Origin of the sequence: Streptomyces sp. NPDC102437 (assembly GCF_044765565.1) — a bacterium.
In the GTDB taxonomy this organism is placed as follows: domain Bacteria; phylum Actinomycetota; class Actinomycetes; order Streptomycetales; family Streptomycetaceae; genus Streptomyces.
The window spans coordinates 311,242-325,161 of the sequence record NZ_JBIWKI010000002.1 but is presented as its reverse complement, the minus strand read 5'-3'; the positions used below and the strand labels follow the sequence as shown (position 1 = coordinate 325,161).

At 69.3% G+C, this 13,920-nt stretch carries 13 protein-coding genes; 5 read left to right on the top strand and 8 right to left on the bottom strand.

Annotated elements, in window-relative coordinates:
• Positions 1 to 11 precede the first annotated feature (11 nt).
• From ACIRJP_RS04775 to ACIRJP_RS04750, 6 genes are read right to left on the bottom strand one after another with little or no spacing between them, the layout of a single operon-like run.
• Positions 12 to 1,268 (bottom strand): cysteine desulfurase, encoded by a 1,257-nt coding sequence (locus tag ACIRJP_RS04775; protein WP_351255300.1) that lies wholly within the window; start codon positions 1,266 to 1,268, stop codon positions 12 to 14.
• Entirely contained in the window at positions 1,265 to 2,029 is a 765-nt protein-coding gene (sufC, locus tag ACIRJP_RS04770; RefSeq protein WP_266736468.1) for a Fe-S cluster assembly ATPase SufC, read from the bottom strand. Before sufC ends, ACIRJP_RS04775 begins: the two co-directional genes overlap by 4 nt.
• A gap of 7 nt (positions 2,030 to 2,036) precedes the next feature.
• A complete protein-coding gene (locus ACIRJP_RS04765; protein ID WP_148834126.1) occupies positions 2,037 to 2,354 on the bottom strand; it encodes a bifunctional 3-phenylpropionate/cinnamic acid dioxygenase ferredoxin subunit in 318 nt (105 codons plus the stop codon).
• On the bottom strand, positions 2,354 to 3,535 hold the full coding sequence (gene sufD / locus ACIRJP_RS04760; protein WP_404168130.1) for a Fe-S cluster assembly protein SufD: 1,182 nt from the start codon (positions 3,533 to 3,535) through the stop codon (positions 2,354 to 2,356). Before sufD ends, ACIRJP_RS04765 begins: the two co-directional genes overlap by 1 nt.
• 55 nt (positions 3,536 to 3,590) lie before the next feature.
• Positions 3,591 to 5,012 (bottom strand): Fe-S cluster assembly protein SufB, encoded by a 1,422-nt coding sequence (sufB, locus tag ACIRJP_RS04755; RefSeq protein WP_266736472.1) that lies wholly within the window; start codon positions 5,010 to 5,012, stop codon positions 3,591 to 3,593.
• Positions 5,009 to 5,749 (bottom strand): helix-turn-helix transcriptional regulator, encoded by a 741-nt coding sequence (locus ACIRJP_RS04750; RefSeq protein ID WP_404168128.1) that lies wholly within the window; start codon positions 5,747 to 5,749, stop codon positions 5,009 to 5,011. Before ACIRJP_RS04750 ends, sufB begins: the two co-directional genes overlap by 4 nt.
• Before the next feature lie 137 nt (positions 5,750 to 5,886).
• On the opposite strand from ACIRJP_RS04750, the gene ACIRJP_RS04745 reads away from it, so the two are divergent.
• From ACIRJP_RS04745 to ACIRJP_RS04735, 3 genes are all read left to right on the top strand, one after another.
• On the top strand, positions 5,887 to 6,813 hold the full coding sequence (locus tag ACIRJP_RS04745; RefSeq protein WP_404168126.1) for an ABC transporter ATP-binding protein: 927 nt from the start codon (positions 5,887 to 5,889) through the stop codon (positions 6,811 to 6,813).
• Positions 6,810 to 7,577 (top strand): ABC transporter permease, encoded by a 768-nt coding sequence (locus ACIRJP_RS04740; RefSeq protein WP_404168124.1) that lies wholly within the window; start codon positions 6,810 to 6,812, stop codon positions 7,575 to 7,577. Before ACIRJP_RS04745 ends, ACIRJP_RS04740 begins: the two co-directional genes overlap by 4 nt.
• A gap of 99 nt (positions 7,578 to 7,676) precedes the next feature.
• A complete protein-coding gene (locus tag ACIRJP_RS04735) occupies positions 7,677 to 8,690 on the top strand; it encodes a heme A synthase (RefSeq protein WP_404168122.1) in 1,014 nt (337 codons plus the stop codon).
• Between the two features lie 99 nt (positions 8,691 to 8,789).
• Here the strand turns inward: ACIRJP_RS04735 and ACIRJP_RS04730 are convergent, their stop codons facing one another.
• Positions 8,790 to 9,146, bottom strand: a complete 357-nt coding sequence (locus ACIRJP_RS04730) for a hypothetical protein (RefSeq protein ID WP_404168120.1) — start codon at positions 9,144 to 9,146, stop codon at positions 8,790 to 8,792.
• Positions 9,147 to 9,256: 110 nt separating this feature from the next.
• Complete coding sequence (locus tag ACIRJP_RS04725; RefSeq protein ID WP_356080462.1) at positions 9,257 to 10,210, bottom strand: heme o synthase; 954 nt, start codon at positions 10,208 to 10,210, stop codon at positions 9,257 to 9,259.
• Positions 10,211 to 10,660: 450 nt separating this feature from the next.
• Here ACIRJP_RS04725 and tkt point away from each other — a divergent pair, with 450 nt between their 5' ends.
• The gene (gene tkt, locus ACIRJP_RS04720) at positions 10,661 to 12,763 is read left to right on the top strand and encodes a transketolase (protein WP_404168118.1); all 2,103 of its coding nucleotides are present in this window, start codon (positions 10,661 to 10,663) and stop codon (positions 12,761 to 12,763) included.
• Positions 12,764 to 12,797: 34 nt separating this feature from the next.
• Positions 12,798 to 13,916, top strand: coding sequence for a transaldolase (gene tal / locus ACIRJP_RS04715; protein ID WP_376315178.1), 1,119 nt, complete (start codon positions 12,798 to 12,800; stop codon positions 13,914 to 13,916).
• Positions 13,917 to 13,920 lie beyond the last annotated feature (4 nt).

Genomic DNA, 13,920 nt, shown 5'->3' with positions numbered 1-13,920 from the left:
CCGCTCGCCCATTATCCGAAAAAGTTCCGTACGTGCTCCAGACCGTCCACCAGGGCGTCGACCTCGGCGGGCGTGGAGTACAGATAGAACGACGCTCGCGTGGTCGCAGGAATTCCGTACCGCAGGCAGACCGGCCGTGCGCAGTGGTGTCCGACCCTGACCGCGATGCCCTGCTCGTCGAGCACCTGGCCCACGTCGTGCGGGTGGATGTCGCCGAGCGTGAAGGAGATCGTGGCGCCGCGGTCCTCGGCCGTCGCCGGGCCGATGATCCGCAGGTCCGGGACCTCCAGGAGCCGCTTCACCGCGTACTCGGTGATCGCGTGCTCGTGGCGGTAGATGTTCTCCATGCCGATCGCCGAGAGGTAGTCCACGGCCGCACCGAGGCCGACGGCCTGGGCGATCGGGGGCGTACCGGCCTCGAACTTGTGCGGCGCGGGGGCGTACGTCGACGAGTGCATCGACACGGTCTCGATCATCTCGCCGCCACCGAGGAACGGCGGCAGGTCCTCCAGGAGCTCCTGCCGTCCCCAGAGCACGCCGATGCCGGTCGGGCCGACCATCTTGTGACCGGTGAAGGCCACGAAGTCTGCCTGCAGCGCCTGCACGTCCAGCACCATGTGCGGGGCGGCCTGCGAGGCGTCGATGCAGACCAGCGCGCCGACCTGCTGGGCCCGGCGGATGATCTTCTCGACCGGGTTGATGGTGCCCATGATGTTGGAGACCAGGGTGAAGGAGACGATCTTCGTCTTCTCCGTGATGATCTCCTCGATGTTGGACAGGTCGAGGCGGCCGTCGTCGGTGATGCCGAACCACTTCAGCTTCGCGCCCGTGCGCTGCGAGAGCAGCTGCCACGGCACGATGTTGGAGTGGTGCTCCATCTCCGTGGTGACGATCTCGGTGTCGTGGTCCACCCGGTAGGGCTCGTCGGCCCAGCCGAGCATGTTGGCCACGAGGTTGAGCGACTCGGAGGCGTTCTTGGTGAAGATCACCTCGTCGCGGCTGGGTGCGTTGATGAACGCGGCGACCTTGTCACGGGCGCCTTCGTACAGCGCCGTGGCCTCCTCCGCGATCGTGTACACACCGCGGTGCACATTGGCGTTGTGCCGCTCGTAGTACTCGTTGAGTGCGTCGAGCACCTGGCGCGGCTTCTGCGAGGTCGCAGCGCTGTCCAGGTAAACGATCTTCTTCCCGTCATGGACCGTACGATCCAGCAGGGGGAAGTCCTTGCGGATCGCCTCGGTGTCGAGGAGGCCCGGCAGCTGTGTCACGCGGAAGCGCCACCCTTCACATATGCCTCGTAGCCCTCGTTCTCCAGCTTGTCGGCGAGCTCGGCGCCGCCGGACTCGGCAATGCGGCCGTTGGCGAAGACGTGCACGAAGTCGGGCTTGATGTAGCGGAGGATCCGCGTGTAGTGCGTGATCAGCAGGGTGCCGACCTCGCCGGTCTCGCGGACCCGGTTGACGCCCTCGGAGACGATGCGCAGGGCGTCGACGTCCAGACCGGAGTCGGTCTCGTCGAGGATCGCGACCTTCGGCTTGAGGAGCTCCAGCTGAAGGATCTCGTGGCGCTTCTTCTCACCGCCGGAGAAGCCCTCGTTGACGTTGCGCTCGGCGAACGCCGGGTCCATCTGGAGCCGGCCCATCGTCTCCTTGACCTCCTTCACCCAGGTGCGCAGCTTGGGCGCCTCGCCGCGGACGGCGGTGGCGGAGGTGCGGAGGAAGTTGGAGACCGAGACACCGGGGATCTCGACCGGGTACTGCATCGCGAGGAACAGGCCGGCGCGGGCCCGCTCGTCGACGGTCATCTCCAGGACGTCCTCGCCGTCCAGGGTCACCGAACCGCTGGTGATCGTGTACTTGGGGTGACCCGCGAGGGAGTACGCGAGGGTGGACTTGCCGGACCCGTTGGGGCCCATGATGGCGTGGGTCTCGCCCTGCTTCACGGTCAGGTCGACGCCCTTGAGGATCTCCTTCGTGGCGTTGTCGGCCTCGACGGAGACGTGCAGGTCGCGGATTTCAAGCGTTGCCATGGGTGACTCAGGACTCCTGGGTGACGGAGACGAGCACATCGTCCCCTTCGATCTTGACGGGGTATACGGGGACGGGGCGCGTCGCGGGAAGGCCGGACGGCTTGCCGGTGCGCAGGTCGAAGCTGGAGCCGTGCAGCCAGCACTCGATCGAGCAGTCCTCGACCTCGCCCTCGGACAGGGACACGTTCGCGTGCGAGCAGATGTCGTTGATCGCGAACACCTCGCCCTCGGTACGGACGACGGACACCGGGACGCCGTCGAGCTCCACCCGCTTGGGGGTGTCGTCCTCCAGCTCACTCAGCGCACAGGCTTTGACGAAGGCCATCAGACGGAAGCCTTCAGCTCGGCCTCGATCTTCTCCAGCAGCCGCGCCTCGACGTCCGGCAGACCGATCTGCTGGACGAGCTCGGCGAAGAAGCCGCGCACGACGAGCCGGCGGGCCTCCTCGGCGTCGATGCCCCGGGACATCAGGTAGAAGAGCTGCTCGTCGTCGAAGCGGCCGGTCGCCGAGGCGTGGCCGGCGCCGACGATCTCGCCGGTCTCGATCTCCAGGTTCGGCACGGAGTCGACCCGCGCGCCGTCCGTGAGGACGAGGTTGCGGTTCATCTCGTAGGTGTCGGTGCCCTCGGCCCTGGCCTGGATGAGGACGTCACCGATCCACACGGCGTGTGCGCCGTCGCCCTGGAGCGCGCCCTTGTAGGCGGCGTTGGACTTGCAGTGCGGGGTGTTGTGGTCGACCAGGAGGCGGTGCTCCTGGTGCTGGCCCTTGTCGGTGAAGTACAGACCGAAGAGCTCGGCCTCGCCGCCGGTGCCCGCGTAGTTGACGCGCGGGTGGAGGCGGACGAGGTCACCGCCGAAGGTGACGACGATCGACTTGAACGAGGCGTCCCGGCCGACCAGCGCGTTGTGCTGGCCGACGTGGACCGCGGTCTCGTCCCAGTCCTGCACGGAGACGACGGTGAGCTTCGCGCCGTCACCGAGGACGTACTCCACGTTGGCGGCGAGCACCGCGTCACCGGTGTGGTCGATGACGACGACGGCCTCGGCGAAGGCGCCCAGCTCGACGACCTGGTGGCCGTAGGCCACGCCGCCCTCGCCGTGCACCGCGATGCGGATCGGCTCGGTGAGCACGGCCTCCTTGGCGACCGTGACGACGGACGCCTGCTCGAAGGACGTGTACGCCTGGGCGGCGACGCGGTCCACCGGGGTACCGGCCCTGCCCAGCCGGGAGTCGTCGCGGCCGACGGTCTCGACGGTGACGCCCTCGGGGGCCTCGATCGCCACCTTCACACCGCCGCCGGTGGCGACGGCCGTGCCGTCGTGCAGCCCGCGCAGCCGCTCCAGCGGCGTGAACCGCCACTCCTCCTCACGGCCGTGCGGGACCGGGAAGTCCGCGACGTCGAAGGACGGGGGCGCGCTCATGCGCGTGGCGACGGTCGACTCGGCGGCCACCGCGATGGATCCGGTGGTGGTGGAGCCCGCCGGGATGTTCTGAGCCTCAGCCATGGCTGTCGTAGTGCTCGCTTTCTCTGTCGAAATCGGGGGTCGGTCGTCGGGCCTGCTAGCCGACCGAACCCTCCATCTGCAGCTCGATCAGCCGGTTGAGCTCGAGGGCGTACTCCATCGGCAGCTCCTTCGCGATCGGCTCGACGAAGCCGCGCACGATCATCGCCATCGCCTCGAACTCCGTCAGGCCGCGGCTCATCAGGTAGAAGAGCTGGTCCTCGGAGACCTTGGAGACGGTCGCCTCGTGCCCCATCGACACGTCGTCCTCGCGGACGTCGACGTACGGGTAGGTGTCGGAGCGCGAGATCGTGTCGACCAGCAGCGCGTCGCAGAGCACGTTGGACTTCGCGCCCGGTGCGCCCTCGCCGATCTCGATCAGACCGCGGTAGGAGGTACGGCCGCCGCCTCGCGCCACCGACTTGGAGACGATGTTGGAGGAGGTGTTCGGCGCCATGTGGACCATCTTGGCGCCGGCGTCCTGGTGCTGGCCCTCGCCCGCGAAGGCGATGGACAGGGTCTCGCCCTTGGCGTGCTCGCCCATCAGGTAGACGGCCGGGTACTTCATGGTGACCTTGGAGCCGATGTTGCCGTCGACCCACTCCATGGTCGCGCCCTCGTAGGCCACGGCGCGCTTGGTGACCAGGTTGTAGACGTTGTTCGACCAGTTCTGGATCGTCGTGTAGCGGCAGCGGCCGCCCTTCTTCACGATGATCTCGACGACCGCGGAGTGCAGCGAGTCGGAGGAGTAGATCGGGGCGGTGCAGCCCTCGACGTAGTGGACGTAGGCGTCCTCGTCGACGATGATCAGCGTCCGCTCGAACTGGCCCATGTTCTCCGTGTTGATACGGAAGTAGGCCTGGAGCGGGATGTCGACGTGGACACCCTTGGGCACGTAGATGAACGAGCCGCCGGACCACACGGCCGAGTTCAGCGAGGCGAACTTGTTGTCGCCGACCGGGATGACGGTGCCGAAGTACTCCTTGAAGAGCTCCGGGTGCTCCTTCAGCGCGGTGTCGGTGTCCAGGAAGATGACGCCCTGCTCCTCCAGGTCCTCACGGATCTGGTGGTAGACGACCTCGGACTCGTACTGCGCGGCGACACCGGCGACCAGGCGCTGCTTCTCCGCCTCCGGGATGCCGAGCTTGTCGTAGGTGTTCTTGATGTCCTCGGGCAGGTCCTCCCAGGACTCCGCCTGCTTCTCCGTGGACCGCACGAAGTACTTGATGTTGTCGAAGTCGATGCCCGACAGGTCGGAGCCCCAGTTCGGCATGGGCTTCTTGTCGAAGAGGCGCAGGCCCTTGAGGCGCAGCTTCAGCATCCACTCGGGCTCGTTCTTCTTCGCCGAGATGTCGCGGACGACCTCCTCGGAGAGCCCGCGCTTGGCTGCGGCGCCTGCCGCGTCGGAGTCGGCCCAGCCGAATTCGTACGTACCCAGACCCTCGAGCTCAGGGTGGGCAGTCTCCGTAGGGAGCGTCATGCGGGGTTCCTCCCGGCCGTGCTTGCAGATGCTGAATTGGTGGTCTGTGGTGCTGAGTGGCCGCTGCGCGGAATGTACGTCGTGCACACGCCGTCGCCGTGGGCGATGGTGGCCAGACGCTGCACATGCGTCCCGAGGAGGCTGGAGAAGAACTCCGTCTCCGCCTCGCACAGCTGCGGGTACTGCTCGGCGACATGTGCGACCGGGCAGTGGTGCTGGCACAGCTGCTCGCCCCGCTGCGGACCGGGCGCGCTACGCGCCGTAGCAGCGTACCCGTCGACGGACAGGGCCTTGGCCAGCGCTTCGGTGCGGGCCTCGGGGTCCGCGGCCTCGACCGCCGTGCGGTACGCCTCGGACTGGGCCTCGATCCTGGCGCGGGCGAAAGCGGTGACCGCTTCCTCGCCCGCGGTCTCGGCGATCCAGCGGAGGGCGTCCGCCGCGAGCTTGTCGTAGGACTGGTCGAAGGCGTCCCGGCCGCAGTCGGTGAGGGCGAACACCTTGGCCGGGCGGCCACGGGTCCGCGCCCCGTAGACCCGCTGCTCACGGGCCTCCACGACGCTGTCGGTGACAAGGGCGTCGAGATGGCGGCGGACCGCTGCCTGGGTGAGGCCGAGGCGCTTCGCCAGATCGGCGACGGTGGACGGGCCGTGGTCCAGGATGGAGCGCGCGACCCGGTTGCGCGTCGAGCGCTCTCCGGTCGCGAGTTCCTCCTGCGGAGCCTCGCCAACGTATTTCACAACGCCATTGTTGCGTAATTCATCCGGCCCTGACAACCACGGTCCGGAACGATCAACGGTGCCGTTCATCACTTAGGGTTACCTAATCCGGCCCCGGGAGACGGGGGCCGTTCCACCCCTGCCTAGACTTACCCGCCATGAAGAGCGAGTCGGCCGTACAGGTCCGCGGCCTGGTGAAGCGGTACGGCCCCAAGACCGCTGTGGACGGCCTCGACCTGTGTGTGCGCACCGGCGCCGTCACCGCCGTCCTCGGCCCCAACGGCGCCGGCAAGACCACCACGATCGAGACCTGCGAGGGCTACCGCCGCCCCGACGCCGGCACGGTGCGGGTCCTCGGCCTCGACCCGGTCGCCGACGCCGCGAGGCTCCGCCCCCGGATCGGCGTGATGCTCCAGTCGGGCGGCGTCTACTCCGGGGCGCGCGCCGACGAGATGCTCCGCCACATGGCGAAGCTCCACGCCCACCCGCTGGACGTCGACACCCTGATCGAGCGTCTCGGCCTCGGCGGCTGCGGCCGTACGGCCTACCGGCGACTCTCCGGCGGCCAGCAGCAGCGGCTCGCCCTGGCGATGGCGGTCGTGGGCCGTCCCGAACTGGTATTCCTCGACGAGCCGACCGCCGGCCTGGACCCGCAGGCCCGCCGCTCCACCTGGGAGCTCGTGCGCGAGCTGCGCACCGACGGGGTGTCCGTGGTCCTCACCACGCACTTCATGGACGAGGCCGAGGCGCTCGCCGACGACGTCGCCGTCATCGACGCGGGCAAGGTCATCGCCCAGGGCAGCCCCGAGACGCTCTGCCGGGGCGGCGCCGAGAACACCCTGCGCTTCACCGGCCGCCCCGGTCTCGACATCGGCTCGCTGCTGAAGGCGCTGCCGGACGGCTCCGAGGCGGCCGAGCTCGTCCCGGGCGCGTACCGCATCTCCGGGGACGTCAACCCGGAGCTGCTGGCCACCGTCACCTCCTGGTGCGCCCAGCACGGAGTGATGCCGTCGGGCATCTCCGTGGAGCGGCACACGCTGGAGGACGTCTTCCTGGAACTGACCGGCAAGGAGCTGCGCGCATGAGCGCCGGTACGTACACCCCCCGGCCGGGCGCCGCCCCGCTGGGCCGCATGATCGCCGCGCAGGCCGCCCTGGAGACGCGGATGCTGCTGCGCAACGGCGAGCAGCTGCTGCTGACCGTGATCATCCCGACGCTGCTGCTGGTGCTGTTCAGCGCGGTCGACATCGTGGACACCGGCGCGGGCGAGTCCGTGGACTTCCTGGCGCCGGGCATCCTCGCGCTCGCCGTGATGTCCACGGCCTTCACCGGCCAGGCCATCGCCACCGGTTTCGAGCGGCGGTACGGGGTGCTCAAGCGGCTCGCGGCCTCGCCCCTGCCGCGCTGGGCGCTGATGACCGCGAAGACTCTCGCGGTGCTGGTCACCGAGGTGCTCCAGGTGGTGCTGCTGACGGTGATCGCGTTCGCGCTCGGCTGGTCGCCGCACGGCAACCCCGTCACCGTCCTGCTGCTGCTCGTGCTCGGCACGGCGGCCTTCTCCGGGCTCGGGCTGCTGATGGCCGGGACGCTCAAGGCGGAGGCGACACTCGCCGCGGCCAACCTGGTCTTCCTGCTGCTGCTGGTCGGCGGTGGGGTCATCGTGCCGCTGGACAAGTTCCCGGACGCGGTGCAGTCGGTGCTCGGACTGCTGCCGATCGCGGCGTTGTCGGACGGTCTGCGGGACGTGCTCCAGCACGGCGCGGCGATGCCCTGGGGCGACCTCGGCGTCCTTGCTGCGTGGGCGGTCCTGGGGCTGGGCGCGGCGGCGAGGTTCTTCCGCTGGGAGTGAGCCCGGCGGCCTCCCGCACGTGAGCGCGCGGACGCACTCCGTCGATGTTTCGGGGTAACTCGTCCCCCTCGTGAAAGCTTGCACAAGCCGCCGCCTACGATGGTGCGCGTGCCCAAGCTGACCCGAGCCGAAGTCGCTCAAGCCGCGCGGAACCCGCTCCTGTACATCGCCGAGCGATGGACCCCCTCCCCCCGTACGGTCCGCCGTGCGGCCATGTCCGCCGTGGTCATGGCCGTGCTCATCGTGGTGACCGGCGGCGCGGTGCGGCTGACCGGCTCCGGCCTCGGCTGCCCGACCTGGCCCAAGTGCACCGACGAGAGCCTCACGGCGACGAGCGAGATGGGCTTCCACGGCGCCATCGAGTTCGGCAACCGGATGCTGACGTACGTACTGTGTGCGGCCGTCGGGTGGGCGATCATCGCCGCCCGGTCCGCCAAGCCCTGGCGGCGCAGCCTGACGAAGCTCGGCTGGGTGCAGTTCTGGGTGGTCATGGGCAACGCCGTGCTCGGCGGCATCGTGGTGCTGGTCGGTCTCAACCCGTACACCGTCGCGGCACACTTCCTGCTCTCCACGGCGCTGCTCACCGTCGCGATGGTGACCTGGCAGCGGGTCGGCGAGGGCGACGAGGCACCCCGGCCGCTGGTCGGCAAGGCGGTCTCCCAGCTGACCTGGCTGCTCGCGGTCGCCGCGGGGCTGCTGGTCGCGGTCGGCACCGTGGTCACGGGCGCCGGGCGGCACGCGGGCGACTCCAGCGACGTGCACCGCATCCCGATCGACTGGAAGATGATCGCGCAGCTGCACGCCGATCTGGCCTGGGTCGTGGTGGCGCTGACCGTCGCCCTCTGGTTCGTACTGAAGGCCGTGGATGCGCCGGCCGGCCCGCTGCACCGCGCCCGTGACCTCTTCCTGGTGCTGATGGCCCAGGGCGTGATCGGGTACGTGCAGTACTTCACCGACACGCCGGAGATCCTGGTCGGTCTGCACATGCTGGGCTCGTGCCTGGTGTGGATCGCAGTCGTGCGGGTGATGCTGTCGCTGCGCGAGCGCCCTGTGGCCGTGGCCGCGGTGCCCGGCCCCGCCGCCGAGCAGCCGGAGCCCGCGGCGGCCGGCTGACCGCGGCGGCCACTGCCCCCTGCGCCGTACAACGACGATCGCCGGACGGGTTCCTTCTCGGAACCGTCCGGCGATCGTCGTTGTACGGGCAAGTGCTGGTCAGGCCTTGTCGGAGGGGCCGCCGATCTGGATGCCTGCCATCCGCGTCCACTCGTACGGGCCGGTGCGGACCTTCGCCGCGAACTCCCCGTCGAACTCGTCGTGCATCGTGATCCCGGCCTTGCGCGCGGCGCTCTCGGCGACCGCGTACGAGGGGGCGACCAGATCGCCCCAGCCGCCATCCTCGCCCACGAGCACGATGCGGGCGCCCCGCTGCCCGATGTAGGCGAGCTGTCCCTCCGCGCCGCCGTGCGCCTTGGCGAAGGCGCCGATCTCCTTGGCGAGCTTCGCCGCCCTGCGCTCCGCGCGGGCCGCCTGCTTGCCGCTCTCCACCTGGGTCTCTGCCGTCTCAGCCATGTTCAGGATGCTACCGACGGGTAGCTCGACGCGCGACGGGCGGGGTACGTGGCTTGGGCCACGTACCCCGCCCGTCGGCAGGAATCGTCAGCGGGAACCGGGCAGCGGGACTACCTCAGGAAGGGGTCGACCGCCACAGCGACGAAGAGCAGGGAGACATAGGTGATGGACCAGTGGAACAGCCGCATCTCCTTGAGCTTGGCCCCGGTCACACCGGCCTTGGCCCGGTTCTGCAGGCCGTGCGCCTCCCAGAGCCAGAACCCGCCGGTCAGCAGCGCCACCACCGTGTAGAACCAGCCGGTGTAGCCCAGCGGGGTCAGCAGCAGCGAGACGGCCACCATCACCCAGCTGTAGATGACGATCTGGCGGGCCACCACCCGGTTGGACGCGATGACCGGGAGCATCGGGACACCGACCCGCGCGTAGTCGTCCTTCACCTTCATGGAGAGCGGCCAGTAGTGCGGCGGCGTCCAGAAGAAGATGACGGCGAAGAGGATGACGGCCGCCCACGACATGGAGTTCGTCACGGCCGACCAGCCGATGAGGACCGGCATGCAGCCCGCGATGCCGCCCCAGACGATGTTCTGCGAGGTGCGGCGCTTGAGCAGCATCGTGTAGACGACGACGTAGAACAGCAGCGCGCCGAGCGACAGCGCCGCCGACAGCCAGTTGACCAGCAGGCCGAACCAGACCGTCGAGATCGCGGCGAGCGCGAAGCCGAAGGCCAGGCACTCGCGCGGGCTCACCATGCCGGTGACCAGCGGGCGCTGCGACGTACGGTCCATCAGCGCGTCGATGTCGCGGTCGATGTACATGTTCAGCGCGTTGGCACCGCCCGCGGAGAGATATCCGCCGACGGTGGTGGCGAGCACGAGCCACAGGTCGGGCACGCCCTGAGCGGCGAGGAACATCACCGGAACAGTGGTGATCAGCAACAGCTCGATGATCCGCGGCTTGGTCAGCGCCACGAATGCCTTGACACGGGCCCCGAACGGGCGATGGCCCCCTGGGCTGGGAGTCAAGGCGACCCCTGCGGGTCGGGACTCGACGGCCGTCACGCACACCCCTGACAGAGAAATCCCAGCAAGCTCCGGGCGTGAAGGCCCGGTAAAGACTTGCGCGAACCAGACCACTGTAGACGTTGGGGACAGGCCCTCCTTCGCGGGGGTGGGTCGTGTTGAGGAGGCGCGGAAGCGGGGGTCCCGCTGCGCCGTGTCGCGGCACCCGGGCCGCGGTTCCCGCCATCGTGATACTGCGCGTGACCAGCGACCCCGCCGACCGGAGCGGCACAGAAGTAGGAGGACACGCTCATAGGAGGGCCCATAAGTAAGGAGAAGCGCTCATCGGAGTGGCACAGAAGTGAGCCGTCGCGCTCATACGGGAGGCGAACTCAGCGGGCCGCCTGCACCCTGGAAAGCAGCGGAAAATGCTTGTTCCGACGGGGGTAGGCTCGACAACGCCCGGTGCGGTCACAGTCACCGGTTTACAACAGTGGAGAGGAGCCCTGACTCAGGGTGAGCACCAAGCCGACCACCACAGATCTCCAGTGGACCGAATTGGACCAGCGGGCCGTGGACACTGTCCGTGTCCTTGCAGCGGACGCCGTACAGAAGGTCGGAAACGGCCACCCTGGTACGGCCATGAGCCTCGCTCCCGCCGCGTACACCCTCTTCCAGAAGGTGATGCGCCACGACCCCGCCGACGCGGACTGGGCCGGACGCGACCGGTTCGTTCTGTCGGCCGGTCACACCAGCCTGACGCTGTACATCCAGCTCTACCTGGCCGGGTACGGCCTCGAGCTCGATGACCTCAAGGCCTTCCGCACCTGGGGCTCGAAGACCCCCGGTCACCCGGAGTACGGCCACACCACCGGCGTCGAGACGACCACGGGCCCGCTGGGCCAGGGTGTCGCCAACGCGGTGGGCATGGCGATGGCCGCCCGCTACGAGCGCGGCCTGTTCGACCCGGACGCGGCCCCCGGCACCTCCCCCTTCGACCACATGGTCTGGGTCGTCGCCGGTGACGGCTGCCTCCAGGAGGGCATCTCCGCCGAGGCGTCCTCGCTGGCCGGGCACCAGAAGCTCGGCAACCTGGTCCTGCTGTGGGACGACAACCACATCTCCATCGAGGGCGACACGGAGGCCGCGGTCTCCGAGGACACCCTGAAGCGGTACGAGGCGTACGGCTGGCACGTCCAGCGCGTCGACCAGCTGCCCAACGGCGACCTGGACCCGGCGGGTCTGTACGCGGCGCTCCAGGCGGCCAAGGCCGAGACCGGGCGCCCGTCGTTCATCGCGGCCCGCTCGATCATCGCCTGGCCCGCTCCGCACGCCCAGAACACCGAGGCCTCGCACGGCTCGGCGCTCGGCGCCGAAGAGGTCGCGGCGACCAAGCGGGTCCTGGGCTTCGACCCGGAGAAGACCTTCGAGGTCGCCGACGAGGTCATCGCCCACACCCGTGAGGCGCTGGACCGCGGCCGCGAGGCCAAGGGCGAGTGGGAGAAGAGCTTCGCCGCGTGGCGCACCGCCAACCCGGAGCGCGCCGCCGAGTTCGACCGGATCTCCTCCGGCGAGCTGCCCGCGGGCTGGGAGGACAAGCTCCCGGTCTTCGAGCCGGGCAAGGGTGTCGCCACCCGCGCAGCCTCCGGCAAGGTGCTCCAGGCACTCGGCGAGATCATCCCCGAGCTGTGGGGCGGCTCCGCCGACCTCGCGGGCTCGAACAACACCACGATCGACAAGACGTCGTCGTTCCTCCCGGCGGGCAACCCGCTGCCGGGCGCGGACCCGTACGGCCGCACGATCCACTTCGGCATCCGCGAGCACGCCATGGCCGCCGCCATGAACGGCATCGCGCTGCACGGCAACACCCGTATCTACGGCGGCACCTTCCTGGTGTTCTCCGACTACATGCGCAACGCCGTGCGCCTGTCCGCGCTGATGCACCTGCCGGTGACGTACGTGTGGACGCACGACTCGATCGGTCTCGGCGAGGACGGCCCGACCCACCAGCCGGTGGAGCACCTGGCCTCGCTGCGCGCCATCCCGGGCCTGAACATCGTCCGCCCGGCCGACGCCAACGAGACGTCCATCGCCTGGCGCGAGATCCTGCGCCGTTACACCAAGGTGTTCGGCAAGGGCGCCCCGCACGGCCTGGCGCTGACCCGCCAGGGCGTTCCCACGTACGAGGCGAACGAGGACGCGGCCAAGGGCGGCTACGTGCTCTTCGAGGCCGAAGGGGCCGACGGGCAGAGCGCGGAGCCGCAGGTGCTGCTGATCGGCACCGGCTCCGAGGTGCACCTCGCGGTCGAGGCGCGCGAGGAGCTCCAGGCGGCCGGCATTGCGACCCGGGTCGTCTCGATGCCGTCGGTCGAGTGGTTCGAGGAGCAGGACCAGGCGTACAAGGACAGCGTTCTGCCGCCGTCCGTGAAGGCGCGCGTCGCGGTCGAGGCCGGCATCGGTCTGACCTGGTACCGCTACGTCGGTGACGCCGGCCGGATCGTGTCGCTGGAGCACTTCGGTGCCTCGGCCGACGCCAAGGTCCTCTTCCGCGAGTTCGGCTTCACCGGCGAGCACGTCGCCGCCGCCGCGCGGGAATCTCTCGCCGCAGCCGCGCGCTGACGCCGATATACGACTAGTAGGAGATGCAATTCTCATGACAGACGCACTCAAGCGCCTCTCCGACGAGGGCGTGGCGATCTGGCTCGATGACCTGTCGCGCAAGCGGATCACCTCCGGCAATCTCGCCGAGCTGATCGACCAGCAGCACGTCGTGGGCGTCACCACAAACCCGTCGATCTTCCAGAAGGCGATCTCCTCGGGCGACGGGTACGAGCAGCAGCTCACCGACCTCGCCACCCGCAAGGTCACCGTCGACGAGGCCATCCGCATGATCACGACGGCCGACGTGCGGGACGCGGCGGACATCCTGCGCCCGGTCTTCGACGCCACGGACGGCCAGGACGGCCGGGTCTCCATCGAGGTCGACCCGCGTCTGGCCCACCACACCGCGGCCACCGTCGCCGAGGCCAAGCAGCTGGCCTGGCTGGTGGACCGGCCCAACACGCTCATCAAGATCCCGGCGACGAAGGCCGGTCTCCCGGCGATCACCGAGGTCATCGGCAAGGGCATCAGCGTCAACGTCACGCTGATCTTCTCGCTGGAGCGCTACCGCGAGGTCATGGACGCCTACCTGGCGGGCCTGGAGAAGGCGAAGGCCGCGGGCCTGGACCTCTCCCTGATCCACTCGGTGGCCTCGTTCTTCGTGTCCCGCGTGGACACCGAGATCGACAAGCGCCTGGACACCGTCGGCACGGACGAGGCCAAGGCCCTCAAGGGCAAGGCGGCGCTCGCCAACGCCCGGCTCGCCTACCAGGCGTACGAGGAGGTCTTCTCCTCGGAGCGCTGGGCCGCCCTGGACAAGGCGCAGGCCAACAAGCAGCGTCCGCTGTGGGCCTCGACCGGCGTCAAGGACCCCGCGTACAAGGACACCCTGTACGTCGTCGACCTGGTCGCCCCCGGCACGGTGAACACCATGCCCGAGGCCACCCTGGACGCCACGGCGGACCACGGGGAGGTCACCGGCAACACCATCGCCGGCACCTACGAGCAGGCCCGCGCCGAGCTCGACGCCGTGGCGAAGCTCGGGATCTCCTACGACGACGTCGTCCAGCTCCTGGAGGACGAGGGCGTCGAGAAGTTCGAGGCGTCCTGGATCGACCTGCTCAACTCGACCGAGGCGGAGCTCAAGCGTCTCGCCCCTTCGGAGGGCTGACCAC

What these genes read in the sequence shown, in the direction of transcription:
- ACIRJP_RS04745 (WP_404168126.1), top strand. Translation starts at nt 5,887, where the DNA reads ATGAAGAGCGAGTCGGCCGTACAGGTCCGCGGCCTGGTGAAGCGGTAC.
- ACIRJP_RS04735 (WP_404168122.1), top strand. Translation starts at nt 7,677, where the DNA reads ATGGTGCGCGTGCCCAAGCTGACCCGAGCCGAAGTCGCTCAAGCCGCG.
- ACIRJP_RS04730 (WP_404168120.1), bottom strand. Translation starts at nt 9,146, where the DNA reads ATGGCTGAGACGGCAGAGACCCAGGTGGAGAGCGGCAAGCAGGCGGCC.
- sufD (WP_404168130.1), bottom strand. Translation starts at nt 3,535, where the DNA reads ATGGCTGAGGCTCAGAACATCCCGGCGGGCTCCACCACCACCGGATCC.
- sufB (WP_266736472.1), bottom strand. Translation starts at nt 5,012, where the DNA reads ATGACGCTCCCTACGGAGACTGCCCACCCTGAGCTCGAGGGTCTGGGT.
- ACIRJP_RS04765 (WP_148834126.1), bottom strand. Translation starts at nt 2,354, where the DNA reads ATGGCCTTCGTCAAAGCCTGTGCGCTGAGTGAGCTGGAGGACGACACC.
- sufC (WP_266736468.1), bottom strand. Translation starts at nt 2,029, where the DNA reads ATGGCAACGCTTGAAATCCGCGACCTGCACGTCTCCGTCGAGGCCGAC.
- tal (WP_376315178.1), top strand. Translation starts at nt 12,798, where the DNA reads ATGACAGACGCACTCAAGCGCCTCTCCGACGAGGGCGTGGCGATCTGG.
- ACIRJP_RS04740 (WP_404168124.1), top strand. Translation starts at nt 6,810, where the DNA reads ATGAGCGCCGGTACGTACACCCCCCGGCCGGGCGCCGCCCCGCTGGGC.